The 20,992-nt window shown below is 38.0% G+C and carries 16 protein-coding genes and 1 pseudogene; 10 read left to right on the top strand and 7 right to left on the bottom strand.

Translation table 11 applies throughout. The features are described 5' to 3' along the window. Positions 1-16 precede the first annotated feature (16 nt). From IPO46_00860 to topA, 3 genes are all read right to left on the bottom strand, one after another. Complete coding sequence (locus IPO46_00860; GenBank protein ID QQS63203.1) at positions 17-436, bottom strand: membrane protease subunit; 420 nt, start codon at positions 434-436, stop codon at positions 17-19. A gap of 169 nt (positions 437-605) precedes the next feature. Next, positions 606-2,249 (bottom strand): T9SS type A sorting domain-containing protein, encoded by a 1,644-nt coding sequence (locus IPO46_00855; GenBank protein QQS63202.1) that lies wholly within the window; start codon positions 2,247-2,249, stop codon positions 606-608. A gap of 432 nt (positions 2,250-2,681) precedes the next feature. Next, positions 2,682-5,249: a type I DNA topoisomerase gene (gene topA / locus IPO46_00850; GenBank protein ID QQS63201.1), complete on the bottom strand. Its 2,568-nt coding sequence runs from the start codon at positions 5,247-5,249 to the stop codon at positions 2,682-2,684. Between the two features lie 484 nt (positions 5,250-5,733). Here topA and IPO46_00845 point away from each other — a divergent pair, with 484 nt between their 5' ends. From IPO46_00845 to IPO46_00830, 4 genes and pseudogenes are all read left to right on the top strand, one after another. Further along, on the top strand, positions 5,734-6,294 hold the full coding sequence (locus IPO46_00845) for a YdeI/OmpD-associated family protein (GenBank protein QQS63200.1): 561 nt from the start codon (positions 5,734-5,736) through the stop codon (positions 6,292-6,294). A 16-nt stretch (positions 6,295-6,310) separates the two neighbouring features. Beyond that, positions 6,311-6,796, top strand: coding sequence for a DUF4199 domain-containing protein (locus IPO46_00840; protein ID QQS63199.1), 486 nt, complete (start codon positions 6,311-6,313; stop codon positions 6,794-6,796). 1 nt (position 6,797) lies between these two features. Next, entirely contained in the window at positions 6,798-7,286 is a 489-nt protein-coding gene (locus IPO46_00835) for an SRPBCC domain-containing protein (GenBank protein QQS63198.1), read from the top strand. An 81-nt stretch (positions 7,287-7,367) separates the two neighbouring features. Next, positions 7,368-7,871 (top strand): annotated as a pseudogene (locus IPO46_00830) (damage-inducible protein DinB). A 46-nt stretch (positions 7,872-7,917) separates the two neighbouring features. Here IPO46_00830 and IPO46_00825 read toward each other — a convergent pair. Together IPO46_00825 and IPO46_00820 are read right to left on the bottom strand one after the other, a co-directional pair. Continuing rightward, positions 7,918-8,871, bottom strand: a complete 954-nt coding sequence (locus IPO46_00825; GenBank protein QQS63197.1) for an ROK family protein — start codon at positions 8,869-8,871, stop codon at positions 7,918-7,920. Between the two features lie 16 nt (positions 8,872-8,887). After that, a complete protein-coding gene (locus tag IPO46_00820) occupies positions 8,888-10,366 on the bottom strand; it encodes an MFS transporter (GenBank protein ID QQS63196.1) in 1,479 nt (492 codons plus the stop codon). 123 nt (positions 10,367-10,489) lie between these two features. Here IPO46_00820 and IPO46_00815 point away from each other — a divergent pair, with 123 nt between their 5' ends. The 4 genes from IPO46_00815 (at position 10,490) to IPO46_00800 (ending at position 15,356) form a co-directional block, all read left to right on the top strand. Continuing rightward, positions 10,490-11,905, top strand: coding sequence for a glycogen synthase (locus IPO46_00815; protein QQS63195.1), 1,416 nt, complete (start codon positions 10,490-10,492; stop codon positions 11,903-11,905). A gap of 9 nt (positions 11,906-11,914) precedes the next feature. After that, on the top strand, positions 11,915-13,195 hold the full coding sequence (locus IPO46_00810; GenBank protein ID QQS63194.1) for a glucose-1-phosphate adenylyltransferase: 1,281 nt from the start codon (positions 11,915-11,917) through the stop codon (positions 13,193-13,195). Positions 13,196-13,305: 110 nt separating this feature from the next. Further along, a complete protein-coding gene (locus IPO46_00805) occupies positions 13,306-14,196 on the top strand; it encodes a 4-hydroxy-tetrahydrodipicolinate synthase (protein ID QQS63193.1) in 891 nt (296 codons plus the stop codon). Continuing rightward, positions 14,196-15,356, top strand: coding sequence for an alpha/beta hydrolase (locus tag IPO46_00800; GenBank protein ID QQS63192.1), 1,161 nt, complete (start codon positions 14,196-14,198; stop codon positions 15,354-15,356). Before IPO46_00805 ends, IPO46_00800 begins: the two co-directional genes overlap by 1 nt. Here the strand turns inward: IPO46_00800 and IPO46_00795 are convergent. Together IPO46_00795 and IPO46_00790 are read right to left on the bottom strand one after the other, a co-directional pair. Then, a complete protein-coding gene (locus IPO46_00795) occupies positions 15,353-16,255 on the bottom strand; it encodes a ribonuclease Z (protein ID QQS63191.1) in 903 nt (300 codons plus the stop codon). The genes IPO46_00800 and IPO46_00795 overlap by 4 nt on opposite strands. Before the next feature lie 85 nt (positions 16,256-16,340). Continuing rightward, on the bottom strand, positions 16,341-16,727 hold the full coding sequence (locus tag IPO46_00790; protein QQS63190.1) for an STAS domain-containing protein: 387 nt from the start codon (positions 16,725-16,727) through the stop codon (positions 16,341-16,343). A gap of 188 nt (positions 16,728-16,915) precedes the next feature. Here IPO46_00790 and IPO46_00785 point away from each other — a divergent pair, with 188 nt between their 5' ends. Next, positions 16,916-19,450: an ATP-dependent Clp protease ATP-binding subunit gene (locus tag IPO46_00785; GenBank protein QQS63189.1), complete on the top strand. Its 2,535-nt coding sequence runs from the start codon at positions 16,916-16,918 to the stop codon at positions 19,448-19,450. 498 nt (positions 19,451-19,948) lie between these two features. Then, positions 19,949-20,971, top strand: a complete 1,023-nt coding sequence (locus tag IPO46_00780) for a hypothetical protein (GenBank protein ID QQS63188.1) — start codon at positions 19,949-19,951, stop codon at positions 20,969-20,971. The last annotated feature ends 21 nt before the right edge of the window (positions 20,972-20,992 follow it).

Genomic DNA, 20,992 nt, shown 5'->3' with positions numbered 1-20,992 from the left:
TTTTTTTATTCTAAATTTATGGTGTTACCGGCCTTGGCGTCCTGTTGGCTTCCAGTATGGGTAAGCCAGCTTCTGTAGGCACATAAATTACAGAGTTATTGCCTTTTTCAAGGTTATCAATCCATAAATAGCGCAGGTATTCTTCGTTGCCTTTTAATGAACCGCCAATTATTTCATTGGCTTTAGCCACGCCTTGTGCTCTTATTATTTCGGCATCTGCAAGGCTTTTTGCTGCTTCCTTTTTAGCTTCAGCTTCCTGCACAGCAATTTTTCGGTTTTGTTCGGCACGTTTTAATTCTGCTTCTCCTTCAAGGCCTTGCTGCCAAACCCTGTATTTGGGATAGGTAAACATCCATATTGCCACTAAAAGGATAACAATGCCCACAAGTTTTAGTATTGTACTTAAAGGTGCCGAAGATGAATTTGTATAACTCATATTTATTTTTTTTAAGTTGAATAATAACAAAGATTACAAACTTTTACACACATTCCAAATCATGATTTTTGCAATCAATATTTTAAATTGGCAACAGGCTTAAACTCAATAAAAAAACCGGGAATTATATTCCCGGAATTTTATATTTACGAAACGAAGATGAAAGAGATTATAACTTTTGAACTTTTGTTCTGTATTCCAGGTCGTCATTTTGAATGGTAATATAATACAAACCAGAAGGTATTGACGGAATATTACGCATTTGTACGGCATTGCTTCCTTTGGTAACATTAATTTTTGCTTTATAAACTATTTGGCCGTTCATGTTGGCAATTTTTAAATCGGCAACATTGGCTTTATCTGCACTAAAAGTAGCCGTAAAATTATTGGTGAAAGGGTTGGGATATACTTCAAAATTACCGGCTTTGCTTCCCATTGATAAGCGAATGGTATTGCTTAAAGTTTTTTTACCGTCCAAATCAATTTGTGCAAGACGGTAATAAACATAACCCTGACCGTTTATCCTGTCTGCGTATTTGTATTGCTTTGCAACAGTACTGTTGTTTCCGGTTTCAATAGTAGCAATTTTTACAAAATCGGTACCGTTAAAGCTCCTCATTAGTTCAAACCTGTCACTGTTTACTTCCTGGCTGGTTGACCAATCAAGCGAACTTAAACCATTGTTGTATTTGCCGTTAAAAGAAGTAAGCGTTACAGGAAGAGGGCCACATGTGGGTACAACAAGTGTAAATTCGTTATAAAAACCACAATCGGGGTTTACTAAACCGGCTTCACTTGTAGCAACTACCAGCCTGTATTTATAACCGTTCATGCTGGCAGCCAATTGGCTTATTTGCTTGGTTAATATATAAGTTGCACCAATAAATGTTGCTTGTGCAGGGTTACCATCATTGATAAAAGAAGTACCACCATTGGTGCTTTTTTGCCATTGGTACCATTTGTTAGAAGCTGTGGCATCGGTAACTGTAAAACCAACGCTTATGGTAGAGCCTTCGCAAAAGTTTGCCGGTAAAGGTTCGGCAACTGCAATATTGGAACCGCAAAGGTTAAAGGAAATATCATCGATACCTAAGTCATTTCCGCTGGCCACTGCTGTGGCATTAATTACTTCGAGGTCAACAGTATCGCTTGTAGCTACAAAGCTTCCACCTACTTTAACCCAGGTTGTATTTGCATGATAAGCAATAGGGCCACTATTAGCAATAACAACACCGTTTACCCTGAAAGAAATATTTGGTTCAGAACCGGGAATTGCAGCAGGGCTACTACCAGGCAATAGGTTAATTACCCAGGCAGAAAATTCATAAGTAGCGCCAACACATACGGGAATTGATTTAATTTTATAGAAAACCGGACTTGTGCTTGAATTTGGTGCACCATTAACCGCCATAAAATATCCGCCATCGCCAGTGTGATCCTGGCCACGCCAGTCACCTTTAATACAGTTTCCACCAGTAGCATCGCCAATAGTTTTTAAAATACTATATCTGCCTTCGGGACCAAGGCCACCACTTGCACTGGTATAAGTATAATCAGAGCATGGTTTCATAGCTCCTGGATTTGAGGAACAACCGTTAAGGGCTTTACCCACATTTCCAATAGGGTTATATGAATTTGATCCGGAACGTGTACAAGCAGCGGCATTGTTGTTTACGGTAATAGCCGGTGTACTGAAAGTGCCTTTTGCCCCCAACATGTTAGGGCCTTTTACGCCGTTACATTGAGCTTTTACGCTGTACCCTGTTAATAAACAGGTTGCAATGGCAAATGTGGTAAAGTAAAACTTTTTCATCTTCGTGTGATTTAGAGTTATAAAAATAATAAGCGTTGGTTTCTACAGAGGATAAATCAGACGAGACGGTAAGTCAAAGGAGGCTTGGGGTAAAACACAGTGGTTAGCTGTAAAAAGACTAAGTAGTTTTACTTAGCTGGCACAAATATTTTAAAAAATTATTCGCATTTAAAAGTTTTTATTCATTTATTTTTAAAAGCAAACTAAAATAATATGAAATAAAATTACATATAATTTATGGAAATAATTAAAAATCAAATAATTGCAATTGATAAAAGTATGAATAAATTTTTTCTAAAAGAATTTAAAAAATTGAGGAAAATTACTGAAAATGAGACATTTTTTTCAGTAATTACCTAATGACGCCTGCATAAAACACTCTAAATTTGCAGGAAATTTACGGTGAAGTTTTGGGTAAATTAACGTTTTTTACTACCTTTTTGTGGCTTTCTTTGCGGCTTTTGGGGAAGTTTTTTTAGTGGCAGCTTTTTTCTTAACAGCCGTCTTTTTTTGAAATGTGCCTGGCTCAACTGCTTCAATCATTTTTTTTACATCTTCAATACTTATTGAGGCTAATTCTTCAGGTGCATATTTATTGCCTTCTTTATTCACCCCAATTTTGAGCATTTTTTTTCCAAAACGGATGAACGGGCCCCAGCGGCCATTTTCTATGGCTATTTTTTCCTGTGGCCATTGCTGAATAAAACGATTGGCTTCCTTGGTAATTTTTTTCTCTATGAGTTCATTGCACTCTTGCTGCGATAAATTATCAAAATTATAGGCCTTAGAAACATTAATAAACATATTGTTCCATTTAATAAATGGCCCAAACCTGCCTTTGCCTTTAGTGATGGGTTTATCGTCATAAAACCCTATAGGCGCATCTTCTATTTGCTTGGCTCCAATAATTTCAATTGCCCTTTGCAAATCCATATCCGTAGGTTCTTCTCCTTTGGGTATAGAAATAAATTGCTCGCCCCATTTTACATAAGGCCCAAAACGGCCAATATTTACCGATACTTCCATGCCTTCGTGCTCACCAAGGTTTAAGGGAAGTTTAAATAAATCCATAGCTTCTTCCAAAGAAATGGTTTCTATACTTTGGCCATATTTCAACCTGGCAAACCTTGGTTTTTCGTCATCGGTTGTAGCGCCTATTTGTACCATTGGTCCGTACTTTCCCATCCTGGCAATTACCGGTTTGTCTTCGCTTTCGCCAAGCACACGTTCGCCTACTGCACGGCTTGCTGTTTCCAATGTATGTGCAACGCCATTGTGGAATGGCCCATAAAAATCGCTTACCATTTTACTCCACTTCATTTTTCCTTCGGCAATTTCATCAAAGTCTTTTTCAATTTCGGCCGTAAAACTATAATCCATTACATTGGTAAAATGCTGGTTTAAAAAATCGGTTACTACAAGGCCAAGATCGGTAGGGAAGAGTTTTGATTTTTCTGCTCCGGTATTTTCCAGGTCGGTGGTTATTTTAATATTACTTTCTTTTAATACCAGCACCACAAAGTTGCGCTTTACTGCATCTTTATCTTTTTTAACTACATAGTTTCTTTTTATAATGGTACTAATGGTAGGGGCGTAAGTACTCGGCCTGCCAATGCCCAACTCTTCCAGCTTTTTTACCAGCGAGGCTTCGGTATATCTTGCAGCAGGGCGGCTAAATTTTTCGGTTGCGGTAAGTTGAACAAATTGCAGTTGTTGTCCCACAACTAAATTGGGCAGGCGGCTTACGGCTTCTTCATCATTATCTTCATCGTCGGTACTTTCGAGATACAATTTCAAAAAGCCATCAAATCTTAATACTTCTCCATTTGCCGTTAATTCGGCATTATTGGTACTGATATTTATTTTAGCAGTAGTTTTTTCAAATTCGGCATCACTCATTTGAGAGGCTACGGTACGTTTCCATATCAACTCATAAAGCCGGTTAAGTTCCGGGTCGCCAACCTGCTGGTTTTCTATATAGGTAGGCCGAATGGCTTCGTGAGCTTCTTGTGCACCCGCCGATTTGGTTTTGTAAAACCGCTCCTGTAAATAATTGTCGCCAAATTTTTTGCTAATTTCTTTTTTTATAGATTGTCTTGCTGTATCACTTAAATTTACGCTATCGGTACGCATGTAAGTAATTTTACCGCTTTCGTACAACTTTTGGGCAAGCATCATTGTTTTACTTACACCATATCCCAGTTTGCGGCTGGCTTCCTGCTGAAGGGTACTGGTGGTAAATGGCGCTGCCGGGCTGCGTTTAGAAGGCCTCACCTGTATACCCGTAACTTTATACGCAGCTCCAATGCATGAACGGAGAAATTTCTCTGCATTATCTTTTTGGTTAAAGCGTTCTCCTTCGGCTTTAAAATTGATGAGCTTGTCGTTTAAGTAGCTTGCAGCAAGTGTAGCTTCTACTTTAAAACTGCTTATGGTATTAAAAGCATTTATTTCTCTTTCTCTTTCCACAATTAATTTAACGGCCACACTTTGCACCCTTCCGGCGCTTAGGCCACCCTGGCTGCCAATTTTACGCCAAAGTACAGGGCTTAATTCAAAACCTACTATTCTGTCTAAAACCCGGCGTGCCTGCTGGGCATTTACCAGGTTCATATCTATATAACGTGGATTGGAAATGGCATTTTGAATAGCTGGCTTTGTAATCTCATGAAATACAATACGTTTAGTTGTTTTTGGGTCTAGATTTAATACCTCGGCCAAGTGCCAGCTAATGCTTTCTCCTTCACGGTCCTCATCCGATGCAAGCCACACTTCATCGGCTTTTTTGGAAAGAGATTTAAGTTCCTGAACTACTTTTAGCTTTTCGGCGGGCACAATATAAGTTGGGGTAAAATTATTGGCAATATCAATTCCCATATCGCTTTTCTCCAGGTCTCTTATATGCCCAAAGCAACTTTTTACCTCAAAATCTTTTCCGAGGATGCCGGCAATGGTTTTTGCCTTGGCTGGACTTTCTACAATCACTAAATTTTTGGCCATTGTATGTTAATCTGAAACTTATAATTATTTTTTAATCAATATTATATATACTATTGCCTAACTTTTTATTTTAAATAATATACCGAAAAAAATATTTTACAAGAAGATGATTTTCAATGCAAAATATTTCTATCTGTTTCCTTAAAATAAGGTTAAGTATAATGCAATATTAAAGTAAAATTGAAAAAAAGCATAGAAATAATATATATTATAATTTAATAAAATATAATAACTTGTAAAATTTAACCTCCGTTTTATTTATAATTTTATAAATATGATTATTTAACTTACATTAAAAAACTGCATCATATAAAATAAACTATTTTAAAAAACAGCTGCGTTTTTAAACAGGTGAAATTTTGTTTTTTGTACAAATGGATGTCAATCTTTATAACGAATAAAGATTACAATGGGTGCAGCATTTTCAATATTGTACTTTAGATAAAAACAAACCAGGCTAATAATAATAAATAGAAAAACTGAAATGCTTAGCAACAAAAAATGGGAAAAGGAGATTGCTCTATTGGAAGCTATCATTTCAAAAATGCCCATGGAAAAATGTATTAAATGGGGAGCTGAAGTTTTTACTTACAATGGGAGGAACGTAGTAAGCTATGGTGGTTTTAAAAATTATTTTGCTCTTTGGTTTTTTAATGCTGTTTTTTTAAAAGACAAATACAAGGTTTTGATAAATGCACAGGAAGGCAAAACAAAATCATTAAGGCAATGGCGTTTTTTTTCAAAAGCAGAGATTGATGAAAAAAAAATTAAAGAATATATTATGGAAGCCATTGAAATTGAGCAAAAGGGCTTAAAGGTACCGGCTGAAAAATTTAAAGCCTTACCGGTACCTCAATTACTGCAGGACGCATTACAAAAAAATAAAAAACTAAAAGCAAATTTTGAAAAACTTACCCCGGGAAAACAAAAAGAATATATAGTTTTCATAAACGAAGCAAAGCAGGAACAAACCAGGCTAAGCCGTTTAGAAAAAATTAAACCACTTATATTGCTCAGTGCCGGGCTTAATGACAAATACAAATAAATAAAATTAAAACAGCATGAAAAATATTAAAATCGAATTTAAATGGGCAATTATTTTTACTATTATGACCTTGCTTTGGATGGTGCTTGAAAAGCTTTGCGGCTTGCATGGCAAGTATATTGATTACCATCTTTACCTCACCAACCTTTTTGCAATTCCGGCTATATGGGTAATGGTTTTGGCGCTTAAAAACAAAAAGAATAATTATTACAGCGGTAATATGAATTACAAGCAGGGATTGGTTTCGGGCATTATCATTTCTGCATTTATAGCCTTGCTCAGTCCGTTAACCCAATGGATAACTTCTTACGTAATTACACCAGAATATTTTCCCAATGTAATCAGGCGCTCGGTTGAACTGGGCTATTATAAGACCACCGCAGAAGCAGAAGCCGTTTTCAATTATAAAAGCTATGCTATTAATTCCAGCATTTTTGCAATGGTTTTTGGCGTGGCCACTACCGCAATTGCTATGATATTTTTAAAAACAAAATACAAATAAGATGGCCAGGGATTGGACTTCTTTTACCATCACCATCGGCATTAAATCCACAGTAGGGGAAATGTATAATGCCTGGGCAAAAGCAGGTGAAATAGAAAAATGGTTTTTGGAAACCTGTACTTATATAGAAAATAATAACACTATAACAGGTTCCGATATTTGTGTACAATCAGGTAGTACTTATGAATGGACATGGTATTTGTATAATATTATGGAGAAAGGGAAAATACTGCAGGCAAACGGGAAAGATTTTTTTCAATTTAGTTTTGCCGGAGATTGTAAAGTAGATGTACAACTCAAAGAAACAGGGGAGCATGTTTTGGTAACTTTAACACAGCACAATATACCTACAGATGAAGAGTCGAAGTTTAATATACGCATTGGGTGCCTGGAAGGATGGACTTTTTACCTGGCCAATTTAAAATGTTTTTACGAAACCGGTTATGATTTACGCAACAAAATACCCGAACTTAAAGGAGTGAATAATTAATTCCTGCGTTTTCATTTTTTTATAAATTTCCCAAGTTTTTTTTCAGATAAAGAGTAAATTCGTTCCCAATAAAATAACACAATGATAAAGAAAGCATTGATGGGTGAATTTTTATACGAAGCAGAAAATGCCCGTAAATTATCGAGTATGGTTCCTGACGCTGCTTTAAACTATCGTCCGTAACCGTAGTTATGGTTGGTGGCAGAACTGGCATCGCATATTGCCGAAATTTTTACCTGGTACCAGGGAACATTTAATGTAGATGAATTTAATTTGGCAAAATATATATATGATAAAGGCGATATTTCCCAATCATCCAACATTTTTCAAAAATTTGAAATCAATTTTGCCGAAGCAAAAAAAGCCATAGAAGATTCTGATGAAGCTAATTATTTCAACAACTGGACGCTAAAAGCAGGAGAGGCCGTTTTTATTGGCCCTTTACCCAAAATACAGGCAATAAGAGGGTTCCTTTACAATCACATATATCATCACAGGGGAGAGCTAATTGCTCACCTTAGAGCAACAGGGAACAAAGTACCATCGTTATACGGTCCCAATTTTGAAGAATCAAAATGCTTATAATAATGCATGGGTTTTAAAAAATAATTGATGCAATGAAATGAACCGTTTACCAAACTAAAGCGCTGGCGCCTAAAATTGCCGCATCAGCTTCCCTGAGTTCGCTAAAAATAAGTTTTACTTTATTTTGAAAAATAGGTAGCAAATTGGCTTCCATAGCTTTTCTTGTAGGTTTCATCAACAAATCGCCGGCCTTAGTGAGGCCGCCAAATAATACAATTTTTTCCGGTGATGAAAACATAACAAAATTGGCCAGTGATTCACCCAGTATTTCGCCGGTGAACTCAAAAATTTCGTTGGCAATATTATCGCCCCTTATGGCACATTCGTAAACTGTTTTGCTGGTAAGGTCGTTAATACTAAAGTCCCTGAGGAGGCTGCCTTCTTCTGGATATTTTTGCAGCATTTCCAAAGCAGTATCTCTTACTCCGGTTGCAGAGGCATAGGTTTCCAGGCTTCCCCTCATACCTGTGCTTTTATGCAACCTTCCGCCTGGGCGGATTATGGTATGGCCAAGTTCGCCGGCAAAGCCATCGTGGCCAACAACAATTTTTCCATCAATAACGATACCACTGCCTACACCCGTTCCTAAAGTAATGGTAATAAAATGCTGGCAATCTTTGGCGCAGCCAAAAAGCATTTCGCCCATTGCAGCGGCATTGGCATCATTGGTAAGTTTTGTTGGCAGGCTTATTTTTTCCTGCATCAGGCGTGCAATATGTATAATGCCTTTCCACTTTAAATTTGGTGCATATTCAATTGTTCCGGTATAAATATTACCATTAGGCGCACCCATACCAATTCCCAAAAATGCATCCACACCACCTGCACGGTTTATCATGGGCATGAGCAATTGATGCAAGGCATCTATAAAATCTTCTACCTGTTCGTAAGCGTTTGTAAGGAGCCTGTCCTGTTCAATAATTTCTCCGTTTCTGTTCACCACGCCAAACTTAGTGTTGGTTCCACCAATATCTATACCTACTGCAAAATTTTTATCCAAGATGTTGCGTTTTTTATCAATGAGACGATTTATTATTTTCCTGGCTTATTTTATCCAGGTCAATACCTTGTTTTTTTAATTCCGTTTTTGCTTTAATTGCATAGTAAGCAAGATAAACAAAACAGGCAATACCTACTACATACGACATGCTGATGCCTAAATTATGTTCTTCGGATAACCAACCCTGCAATAAACTAATAAAGCCACCTCCGCAAATCATAAAAATTAAAAAATTAGAGCCTTCGCTGGTTTGCTTGCCCAGCCCGGATATAGAAAGTGTAAAAATACAAGGCCAAAGGGTAGAGCAAAACAAACCCACGCTACAAAATGCATACACACTTATATTATAGTCTGGTGAAATTATGCCTACCAGTAAAGCTGCAATTCCAAATAAACTAAAAATGAGTAACTGCCTTGCCGGGTTGCCCTTACTTACCATATTAGCTGCAATAAGTGCCAATATCACAAATGCATAAACATAAAATGGGGTAAGGTCGTGTTTGGCAATGGCATTTACCAGTAAAAAAACACCAAAAGCAATATACGGCATTAAAAACTGCATTATTTTTTTCAAACTCGGTTTTAAACCAAAAGCATCTACTGAGGCTGTCCAGCGGCCAATCATAAGGCTTGCCCAAAACAACGAAATATAGGGCGCAGTGCCACTGGTAGGGGTTCCTAATTTCTGTTTCATAAATTCAGCAAGGTTTGCTGCCGTACTTACTTCTACGCCTACATATACAAAAATGGCAATCATACCCAATACCAGTTGGGGATACTTAAAAGGGGAGCCACGGTCAAAAATTACGGTTTCATTGGGATGCTCGTTCGCATCATCATGTACCGTAGGCAATTTATTGGGCACTTTCGAAAAATAAAATATTGCCGCTACAATCAAAAATGCCGCACCCAAAAAGATATAAGGCGTTTTTACGGTAGATAATGAACCTACAGCAACTGCTGTAACCGTACCAAAAATGGCCAGGTTTACAATTAACGGACCAATGGTAGTTCCCAAATTATTAATACCGCCGGCCATACTTAATCTTTGAGAGCCTGTACTTAAACTGCCCATATTAATAGCTAGTGGGTTTGCTGCTGTTTGTTGCAACGAAAAGCCAAGCCCAATAATAAACAAACCGGTTATAAATAAACCAAAAGACTCATTTGCTGCTGCTGGTATAAAAAGCAAGGTTCCCAAAGCGGAAACAATTAAACCAACACTAATCCCATTCTTATACCCAATGCGGTTCAAAAGATCTTTCCCAATAATTTTGCTAATAATAAAATAGATAATAGAACCCACAGAATAGGCCACATAAAATGCAAACGATACCATTTGAGCCTGCACCTGGGTTAAGTTCAGTTTTTCTTTAAACACTGGTATAAGTACGTCATTACTGGCTGCTACAAATCCCCAGAAAAAAAACACGCTGATTAAAACACCAAATTGTCCCCAATTGGTTTTAATATTGGTATCAATTGTTTGGCTCATACTAAAAGTATTTAGGTGAATAGAAGGCTGAAAATATAAAATTAATGACAAACAAAAAAAATTAACCGTTATCATGCTTTATAAAAGAAATGATCCCTAATTTGTAGGAGAATAATAAAATCAATGGAAATATTACATATAAGTGCGGAATGTTACCCCATGGCCAAGGTAGGCGGACTGGCAGATGTGGTAGGCTCTTTACCTAAATACCAGCAGGAGCTTGGGCATATTGCCAAAGTAGTTGTACCCATGTACCGTACTAAATTTTTGTACGATAATGAATGGGAAGTGGTACATAAGGGCGTTATTAAAATGGGATCATACAGCAATGAGTTTACCATTATAAAAGAAAAGCTTAATAAAACAGGTTTTGATCTTTATTGTGTGGATGTTAACGGCTTGCTCGACAGGGAGAAAGTATATGGTTATGATGATGATGCCGAAAGGTTCACCGCATTTCAAATTGCTGTATTGGAGTGGCTGGATAAATGGAACCATAAGCCCGATGTAGTGCATGTGCATGATTATCATGCAGGACTTATTCCCTTTATGATGAAGCATTGTTTCCAGTTTTCCGCTTTATCTTCCATTCCAACGGTTCTCACCATACATAACGCCCAATACCAGGGCTGGATGAGTTGGGAAAAAGGCAATTACATACCAGCCTGGGATACCTGGAAATGGGGATTGCTCGACTGGGGCAATACCATCAACCCATTGGCCTGCGCCTTAAAAACGGCCGATAAAGTAAATACTGTAAGCCCGGGCTATATGGAAGAACTCATGCAAAATGCTAATGGCCTGGAACCATTGTTTCACCAGGAATGGGCAAAGTGCAGCGGCATAATTAATGGTATAGATTATGTAGTTTGGAACCCCGAAACCGACTCTTATATTCTCGACAATTTTTCAATAAAAGATTTTAAAGCAGGTAAGCAACTCAATAAGAAAAAATTGTGCGATGATTTTGATATGGATATCAACCTTCCCTTATTCATTTTTATAGGCAGGCTTGTAGGGGAAAAATCTGCAGATTTGCTGGCACCTGCAATAAGCAGTGCCTTTGAAGAAAACGGTACCGTTTTTAATATACTCATTTTAGGTAGTGGCGAACCTTCGGTAGAACATGCATTGTACAGCCTCAACAATAAATGGGTAGGGTATTACAATACCCAAATTTCTTACAACGAAAAATTGAGCCACCAGATGTATGCCGGCGCTGATTTTTTATTGATGCCAAGCAGGGTAGAACCCTGTGGTCTCAACCAACTTTATGCAATGCGGTATGGCACCATGCCATTGGTAAGAAAAACGGGTGGGTTAAAAGATACCGTTCCAGATTTTGGTAATGAAGGCGGATATGGTATTACCTTTATACAGGCATCGGTAAAGGATATTACCCAAGCTATGCAAAGGGCATTAAAACTTTACAACAATCAAAAGCAACTCAATACTCTTAGGGAAACCATGATGAAGGTGAACAATAGCTGGGAACAAAGTGCAAAAAAATATATTGATCTCTATACATCCATACAATAAAATAAATTTATGATAGGCAATAAAGTTGTAGCAGTAATTTTAGGAGGCGGCGCCGGTACAAGGTTGTATCCACTTACAGTTACCCGAAGCAAACCGGCTGTACCAATTGCCGGAAAATACCGGCTGGTTGATATACCCATTAGCAATTGCATCAACAGCAATATCAACCGCATGTTTGTTCTTACGCAATATAATTCGGCGTCATTAAATAAACATATTAAGAACACCTACCAGTTTAGTGGTTTCAGCAGCGGGTTTGTAGATATACTGGCTGCGGAGCAAACACCCGAAAGCAGGGAATGGTTTCAGGGTACTGCAGATGCCGTACGCCAAAGTTTAAAACACATTCGCAATACCGATTTTGATTATGTACTTATTCTAAGCGGCGACCAGCTTTATCAAATGGATTTTGCCGATATTATTGACAACCATATCCACCAAAAAGCCGACCTCACCATTGCAACTATCCCTGTTGGCGAAAGGGAAGCGCCTGAATTTGGCATTTTAAAAACAAACGAAACAAAAGTTATTACTTCTTTTATTGAAAAACCGGCAAAAGAAATCTTGCCACAATGGGAAAGCGATACCGGCCCCGAAATGCAAACCCAGGGCAGAAACTACCTGGCCTCAATGGGTATTTACGTATTTAACCGCAGCCTGTTGTTTGACGAGTTACAAAATGAATATAAAGAAGCAAAAGATTTTGGTAAAGAAATTATTCCACAATCAATTCATAAGCATAAAGTAATTAGTTACCAATACGATGGCTATTGGACAGATATTGGGAATATTTATTCCTTCTTTGAAGCCAACCTTGCACTCACCCAGGATATTCCTCCATTTAATTTATTTGACAATAATAAAATGGTGTACAGCCGTGCCAGGATGTTGCCCCCGGCAAAAATTAGCGGCTCCAATTTAAACAATACCTTGCTGGCAGAAGGCTCTATCATAAAAGCAGAAAAAATTTCAAACTCTGTAATTGGCATCCGCAGCCGTATTGGCACTGGCACCATTATTGAAGGCTGCTATTTAATGGGTAGCGATTTTTATGAAACCCTGGAAGAAATTGCCCATAATTTTAAAAACAAAATACCACCCGTAGGTATTGGTGATAACTGCCATTTGAAAAATGTAATTGTAGATAAAGGATGCCGCATTGGCAATAATGTAATAATAAAAGGTGGCAACCATTTGGCCGATAATGATCATGCAATTTATGCAGTAAAAGACGGCATTGTGGTAATAAAAAAACATGCCGTAGTGCCCGATGGCTTTGTGCTTGAATAGTGCACAGATATAAAACAGGATAGCTTATCTATATACCGGAGAAAAGAATAAAGTTTTTTTACAGCAGCCATTTTTTTTAGTGTATTTAATACCTTAGCATAAAAATTACCATGAGTTTGCGTAATATTTTAAAAGGAACAGGCGTAGCAGTTGTTACGCCATTTGCAAAAAACGGTGCAGTAGATTATGATGCCCTGGGTAAGTTGCTGGATTATATTATTGGAAATAATGTTGAATATATTGTAACTCTTGGCACAACAGGAGAAACCCCGGTATTAACCACAAAAGAAAAAATAGATATTATACAGGCCACTTATGCGCATGTTAACAGCCGTGTACCTGTGATAGTAGGCATTGGGGGAAATAATACACATGAAGTAGTGGAGCAACTGGCCATACTACCTTTAAAAGATGCAACGGCAATACTTAGTGCAAGCCCATTTTACAATAAACCATCCCAGGAAGGTATTTTTCAGCACTATCGTGCCATTGCAGAAAAAAGCCCCAAGCCGGTTATCTTATATAATGTTCCTTCCCGCACCGGCAGAAATATGGAAGCAGCTACAACATTAAGGCTTGCTACCGAAGTACACAATATTGCCGGTATTAAAGAAGCCAGCGGAGATATGGTACAATGTATGGCCATATTAAAAGATGCACCTCCTCAATTTCTGGTAGTAAGCGGTGATGATGCCCTGGCTTTACCCCAATTAGCCTGTGGTATGGATGGCGTAATAAGTGTAGCTGCAAATAGTTTTCCAAAGCAATTTAGCGATATGGTAAGGTTATGCCTATCCGGAAATTTTGCTTCGGCAAAAAAAATAAATGATACACTTATTGATGCCTTTCATTTAATGTTTGCAGAAAATAACCCGGCCGGGGTAAAAGCATTTTTGGCTGAAATGGGCATTATGCAAAATACGCTGCGACTGCCCAATGTACCATTAAACGGCACACTTCACCAGCAGGTAAAAAAATACCTACAAAAAAACCCGGTATAATGCTCTCAATAAAAAATATTTATTCTCTTTTCATTATTTTTTTCTTTTACCAGGCAAATGCACAGCATAATTTAAAACTGGTAGTACAAAACCTTTCTGCTACGCACCTAAACGACACAGTTTATGTTGCAGGGAACTTTAATGGTTGGAATCCGGGTAAAACAGCTATGGCTTTTCAACAGGATAAAAATGTTTGGGAAATAATATTATCATTACCCACTGACCAATACGAATTTAAATTTACCCTTGGCTCCTGGGATAATGTGCAGGTAACTAAAAGCGGAAAAGATGCTGCAAACAACAGCATGAAATTATTAAATGATACCAGCATTTTTTTTACTATAGTTGCATGGAAAAACGAATTTGAAGTATTGCCCAAAAAACATACAGCAAGCAATCATGTAACCATTATGGATACTGCATTTAATATACCGCAATTAAACAGCAAAAGAAAAATATGGGTTTACCTGCCCCGTGATTATGAAAACAATAATAAGCGTTACCCGGTTTTATATATGCACGACGGCCAAAATTTATTTGATGAATACACGGGAAATTTTGGTGAGTGGGGCGTAGATGAAGCCCTCGATTCATTAATTAAAACAGGAGCCCCGGCATGTATTGTTGTGGGCATTAACAATGGCCCAAACCGCATTAATGAATACAACCCTTACAACACGGATAGGTTTGGAAAAGGGGAAGGCGATAATTATTTGCAATTTATTGTAAACAACCTAAAGCCTTATATTGACAAACATTACAAAACCCTTTCCCAAAAAGAAAATACTATTATTGCCGGCAGTTCAATGGGCGGATTGATTTCCTATTATGCCGTTGCAAAATATCCATCTGTTTTTGGGAAGGCAGGTGTTTTTTCTCCATCGTTTTGGATAGCGCCGCAAATGGACAGTTTAACCCAGGCAGTTGCCCCTTCACTTTCGGGCAAATATTTTTTTTATATGGGTGGAAAAGAATCGGAAGAAGCTATTCCCGACATGTTTAATATTGTTACTGAGCTTGGCAAAAGTTCAAAATCATTAATACTCACCGTAACCGACCCTGAGGGACAACATAATGAACCAACCTGGAGAAAATGGTTCCCTTACTTTTATAAATGGATTATTGCCGACTGGACCAACCAGGTGATTTCTCTAAATTAAATTTTGAAGCACACGCCTTCACGGGCAATTTCAGTATTTTCAAATACTTCTTTGGCTTCTTCTAAAAAACCGGTTAAAGTTTCATACTTGGAGGAGAAATGGCCAATCAATAATTTTTTTGCATTGGCGAGTTTAGCAATTGTAGCAGCCTGCTCTGCAGTGGAGTGGTACCGTGCTTCGGCCCTTTGCTCCAAATCTTTTAAATAAGTTGCTTCATGGTAAAGCAGGTCCACCGATTTTACTTTTTCGGCAATTGCAGGGTTAAATTTTGTATCAGCACAAAAAGCGTATGACTTAGCAGCAGTTGCCGCAATGGTAAGTTGGTCATTTAAAATAATATCGCCTTTTTTTGTTTTATAATCATGGCCTTTTTGCAATTGCTCGTAATAAGCTGCAGGAACCTCAAAAGATTTTACCCTTTCCGGATCAATTTTTCTGGGGTTTTTAATTTCTTTAAACAAAAAGCCCCAGCAGGCAATGCGGTGGTTTACGGCAAAACTTTGCACCGTAATTTTTCCATCGTTACAAATAATGCCCTCTTCTAAAATAGGGTGAAAATAAAGCGGGTAGGGCAATTGCGTATCAGCAGCATCCAGTTGCAAATGAATGATTTTTTGCAAAGCAGGTGCTGCATACAAATGTATCGCTGAAGTACGGCCAAGCAAACCCATACTGGTAAGCAGTCCAATTAATCCAAAATAATGGTCGCCATGCAGGTGCGAAATAAAAATATGGGCAAGTTTTGAAGTGCGGATTTTGTATTTCACCATCTGTTGCTGAGTACCTTCCCCACAATCCACAAGGTATGCTTCCGATTGGGTTTGCAAAACCTGTGCAGTAGGGTTCCGCCCGTTTGCAGGCAGGGCAGAATTATTTCCAAGTATGGTTAAAGCAAGCAAGGGTAAAATATTTTTTTATTAAAGCATTTACGTTTACTTATGCCGGGCTATTGCTTAAGACCGTTAATAATCAAAAATTGCTGCATTATTCCTCCTCATCAAATCCCCCAAGCAATTCTCTTTCAATTTCTTCCATTTGTACAATATCCCAGGCTTCGCTTTCGGTTGGCGTTACATTTATCACTTCCATAAGCTCCAGCCGCTCAAATACCGCTTCTACAAGTTCTGTCAATGCACAAATCACAAAAGAAAAATTCTTTTCATAAAATTCATGCTGAATAGTAGCAATGCTGTAAGCCGCATCATCGCTGATATTTTTCACCTGTGACATGTTTAAAACAAGGTGCGGAATTGTTTTTTTTATGAAAGAAGACAATAAATTACCCATTTCCGCTGTCATATTAGCAGAAATATCGGGCTCATTTAGGCCAATTACGGTAAATTTTTCTTTGGTATCTATTTTGACATTCATTACTTAAGATATGCGTGAACGGCCTAAGATAAGTTAAATATTGAATGTGTGCTAATAGTTTGTGTATGCCAGTTAACTTTTTTAGTAAAAAGCAGGCATCCCAATTTTTTCAACATATCAACATTTACATATTATTTAAAGGGCAACGCTATAAATATTTATTATTATTGTATCGTTAAATAAATCAAATGGATAATAACTTTTCAGCCCAGGTAAAAGAAATCATTTCTTACAGCAGGGAAGAAGCTTTGCGGTTGGGTAATGATTTTATAGGAACAGAGCATATCGTTCTTGGTTTAATAAGGGATAATGATAATACCGCTATAAAATTATTAAAGGCATTGCATGTAGATATAGCCGAACTACGCAAAGAAATTGAAATGGCTGTAAAAGATAAATCAGGAAAAAATATTGCCAATATCAATTCACTGCCATTAACCAAGCAGGCCGAAAAGGTTTTGCGTATCAGTTACCTCGAGGCTAAATCCCTCAAGAGCCAGTATGCCGAAAGCGAGCACCTGGTGCTTTCCATTTTAAAAAATAAAGAAAATGTTGCCACCCAACTGCTCAACCAGTTTGAAGTGGATTATGATACATTTAAAAGTGAATTAAATTTTCAGGCAGGCAGCGAACCACAGGCAGAGTACAATGAAGAAGATGAGTTTAGTGAAGAAAGGAGATATGGTCAGCAACGCTCCCAAAAATCATCGGCCAACCAACCCAAAACAAAAACGCCTGTACTGGATAATTTTGGCAGAGATATTACCCGGCTTGCCGAGCAGCAGGCCCTCGATCCAATTGTAGGAAGGGAAAATGAAATAGAAAGGGTTTCTCAAATACTCAGCCGCCGCAAAAAAAACAACCCTATTTTAATTGGTGAACCTGGCGTGGGCAAAACCGCCATTGTTGAAGGTTTAGCCTTACGCATTGTGCAAAGAAAAGTTTCCCGTGTATTGTTTGATAAAAGAGTGGTAAGCCTGGACCTGGCAGCTTTAGTTGCAGGTACAAAATACCGTGGCCAGTTTGAAGAAAGAATGAAGGCCATTATGAATGAACTGGAAAAAAACCGGGACGTAATTTTGTTTATAGATGAAATACACACCATTGTAGGAGCAGGTGGCGCCAGCGGATCATTAGATGCTTCTAATATTTTTAAACCGGCGCTTGCACGTGGCGAACTGCAATGCATTGGCGCAAGCACTTTGGATGAGTACCGGATGCATATTGAAAAAGACGGAGCCCTGGACCGACGTTTTCAAAAAGTGCTGGTAGAGCAACCTTCGGTAGAAGAAACCATACAAATACTTAACAACATTAAAAGCAAATATGAAGATTACCACAATGTGACTTACAGCCAAATGGCCATAGATGCCTGTGTAAAACTCAGCGACAGGTATATGACCGACCGCCTGCTGCCAGACAAAGCCATTGATGTACTGGATGAAGTAGGCGCAAGAAAGCACATAAAAAACATTAAAGTGCCAGAGTCTATCCTGGAATTAGAAAAGAAAATTGAAGACATAAAGCTGGAAAAAAACAAAGTGGTGAAGAGCCAAAAATTTGAAGAAGCGGCTTCACTAAGGGACTCAGAAAAAAAATTACAGGAAGACCTCGAAAAAGCAAAATTAGACTGGGAAGAAGAAAGTAAAAATAAACGCTTTCCCATAGAAGAAGAAGATATTGCCGAAGTGGTGAATATGATGACGGGAATACCCGTTCAGCGTATGGTTCAGGCCGAAACGGAAAAACTGCGCCGCATGAACGAAGAATTAAAAGGCGCAGTAATTGGCCAGGATGATGCCATAAGCAAAGTAGTAAAAGCCATTCAACGCAACCGGGTAGGGTTAAAAGACCCTAAAAAACCTATTGGCTCTTTTATATTTCTTGGGCCAACAGGCGTAGGTAAAACAGAACTTGCACGCTCCCTGGCACGCTATATGTTCGACAGCGAAGATGCACTCATTCGCATTGACATGAGTGAGTACATGGAAAAATTTACCGTAAGCCGCCTCATTGGTGCTCCTCCGGGCTATGTAGGTTATGAAGAAGGCGGACAACTTACCGAAAGGGTAAGGCGCAAACCTTACAGCGTAATTTTGTTGGATGAAATTGAAAAAGCACACCCCGATATTTTTAATATTTTATTACAGGTACTCGACGATGGACAGCTTACCGACGGATTGGGCCGTAAGGTAGATTTTAAAAATACCTTAATCATCATGACCTCAAATATTGGCGCAAGGCAATTGAAAGACTTTGGGGATGGCGTAGGGTTTGCTACGGCAAGCAGGATGGAGCAATCTGACGAAAACAATAAAGCCGTAATTGAAAAAGCTTTGAAACGCACTTTCAGCCCCGAGTTTTTAAACCGCATTGATGATGTAGTAATTTTCAATACACTCACTAAAGAAAATATTTTTGAGATAATTGATATTTTAATGAAAGGTGTAATGCACAGGCTCAATAACCTGGGCTTTAGCCTGGAATTAACCGAAGATGCCAAAAATTTTATTGCCGATAAAGGATACGACAGCCAGTTTGGTGCAAGGCCGCTGCACCGGGCTATTCAAAAATATCTTGAAGATGCACTGGCAGAAGAAATATTGAATATGCAGATTAAAGCCGGCGATATAGTAATTGCCGACCTGGATAAAGAAGCGCAAAAACTAAAGTTTAAACACAACGAAGAGCCAAAGAAAAAAGAAAAAAAATCGGAAGCATAAATTAATTCTTCAAAATTTTTTAAAGCCTGTTCATTGTGAACAGGCTTTTTGTTATAAAAAGGTAAATAATGCGATGATTTTTCACGCTATCCGAAGATTTAATCTCAGCGCCTTTTCGGATAGATAATAAAAAGTAGTTTTAACTGCTAAAAAAATATTTTTTAAACTATGGTTTCTTTCTATTATTTTTTAATTGCTATTCTATAAGAGTGGTTCTTAGAGTCAAAAAATGAAGGCGAAGCATTTGTATCATAAAATTTCCCATAAAATTCGGGCTACATTAATAGGCATCAGGTAATACAGTGGTACACTTGCTTGGTTATTCAATTTTAGCATCACTAATATCCAATTAAAATATCCCGGTTATACACTTTATTCCTAAGCAGCTCCATTAATCATATAATAATTTTTTAATTCTTCTATTCTACAATATTGCTATATTTTTTTAAAGTTTAAATTTTGTATATAAAATCTTATATTTATATAAAATAATTTTCTATGAAATTTACTATCACTCTTATAGCCATGGTAATTTCATACAATTGCCATGCACAAAATGTAGGGATTGGCACTACTACACCGGTTGAAAAGCTGGAAGTAAAAAAAGCCTTGCGAAGTACAGTGAAAATAAGTTCAGCAGCTTTTATTGATACCACAGAACTTTTATTCAGTAATAGGAATCTTTCCAACTCAGGCACCGATTTTTCCATCAAGAACATTCGGGAAGAAGGATTATATGTTTCTTCATTATCGGATTTAAGCGGTAATACTTCTGCCAATTCCTTGGTAATACGCCCCAATGGGCAGGTAGGTATTGGAATGGTACCCACCACAAGGTTCCAGGTAAATGGCGCTTCTATATTTGGCGGTACTGTAGGCATAAATGGTGCAACAACAATAGCCGGAAACGCAACAATAAACGGTACAAGCATTATGAATGGCAGCGCACAGCTACAGGGTTTAAATATTTTCGAGTTTGGCGCAGGTGTAGCCGGAAAAGAACTTAATGCAGGTAAGGTTGGCTATAATGCGTTTGGCCAAAATGCCTTAACTTTTGTTGGCGCTGGCACAAATGCAAGTAACCGGGCAGTTTATTTTTATGCAGAAGGCGGTACTACATTTGGTGGTCCGGCAAGTTTTAATGGCAATGTTTTTGTTAATAACAACATCCAGGTAAACCAAAAAGTTACTGCCACACAAACGGGTACTGCTAATCTAGTACCGGTTTGCTATGGCACAATTGACGGTACCGGGGCTGCGCCTGTAATTCTTTCCGGATCAGGAAATTTTACTGTTGCAAGTGGCTTTGCAGGGCATTATTCAATAATTATAGCGGGAAAATTTCTCACCGATAACAATTATTCTGCTGTAGTTACCTGTCGGCGTGCAGGCCTCTCAGGCGGCGCCTATTTTTGGCATTTTCCCGGTGTTCTTCCTTCACAAAATCCGGCTGGTGGTTTAGAGGTTCTAAGCAGTAATGGCAACCAAAAATTTTCTTTTGTAGTTTATATGCCTAATTAGAAAAGCGTATTCCTTTTCTTA

This window comes from Chitinophagaceae bacterium, assembly GCA_016699815.1.
In the GTDB taxonomy this organism is placed as follows: Bacteria; Bacteroidota; Bacteroidia; order Chitinophagales; family Chitinophagaceae; genus Ferruginibacter.
This window is presented reverse-complemented; position numbering and strand designations above follow the sequence as displayed.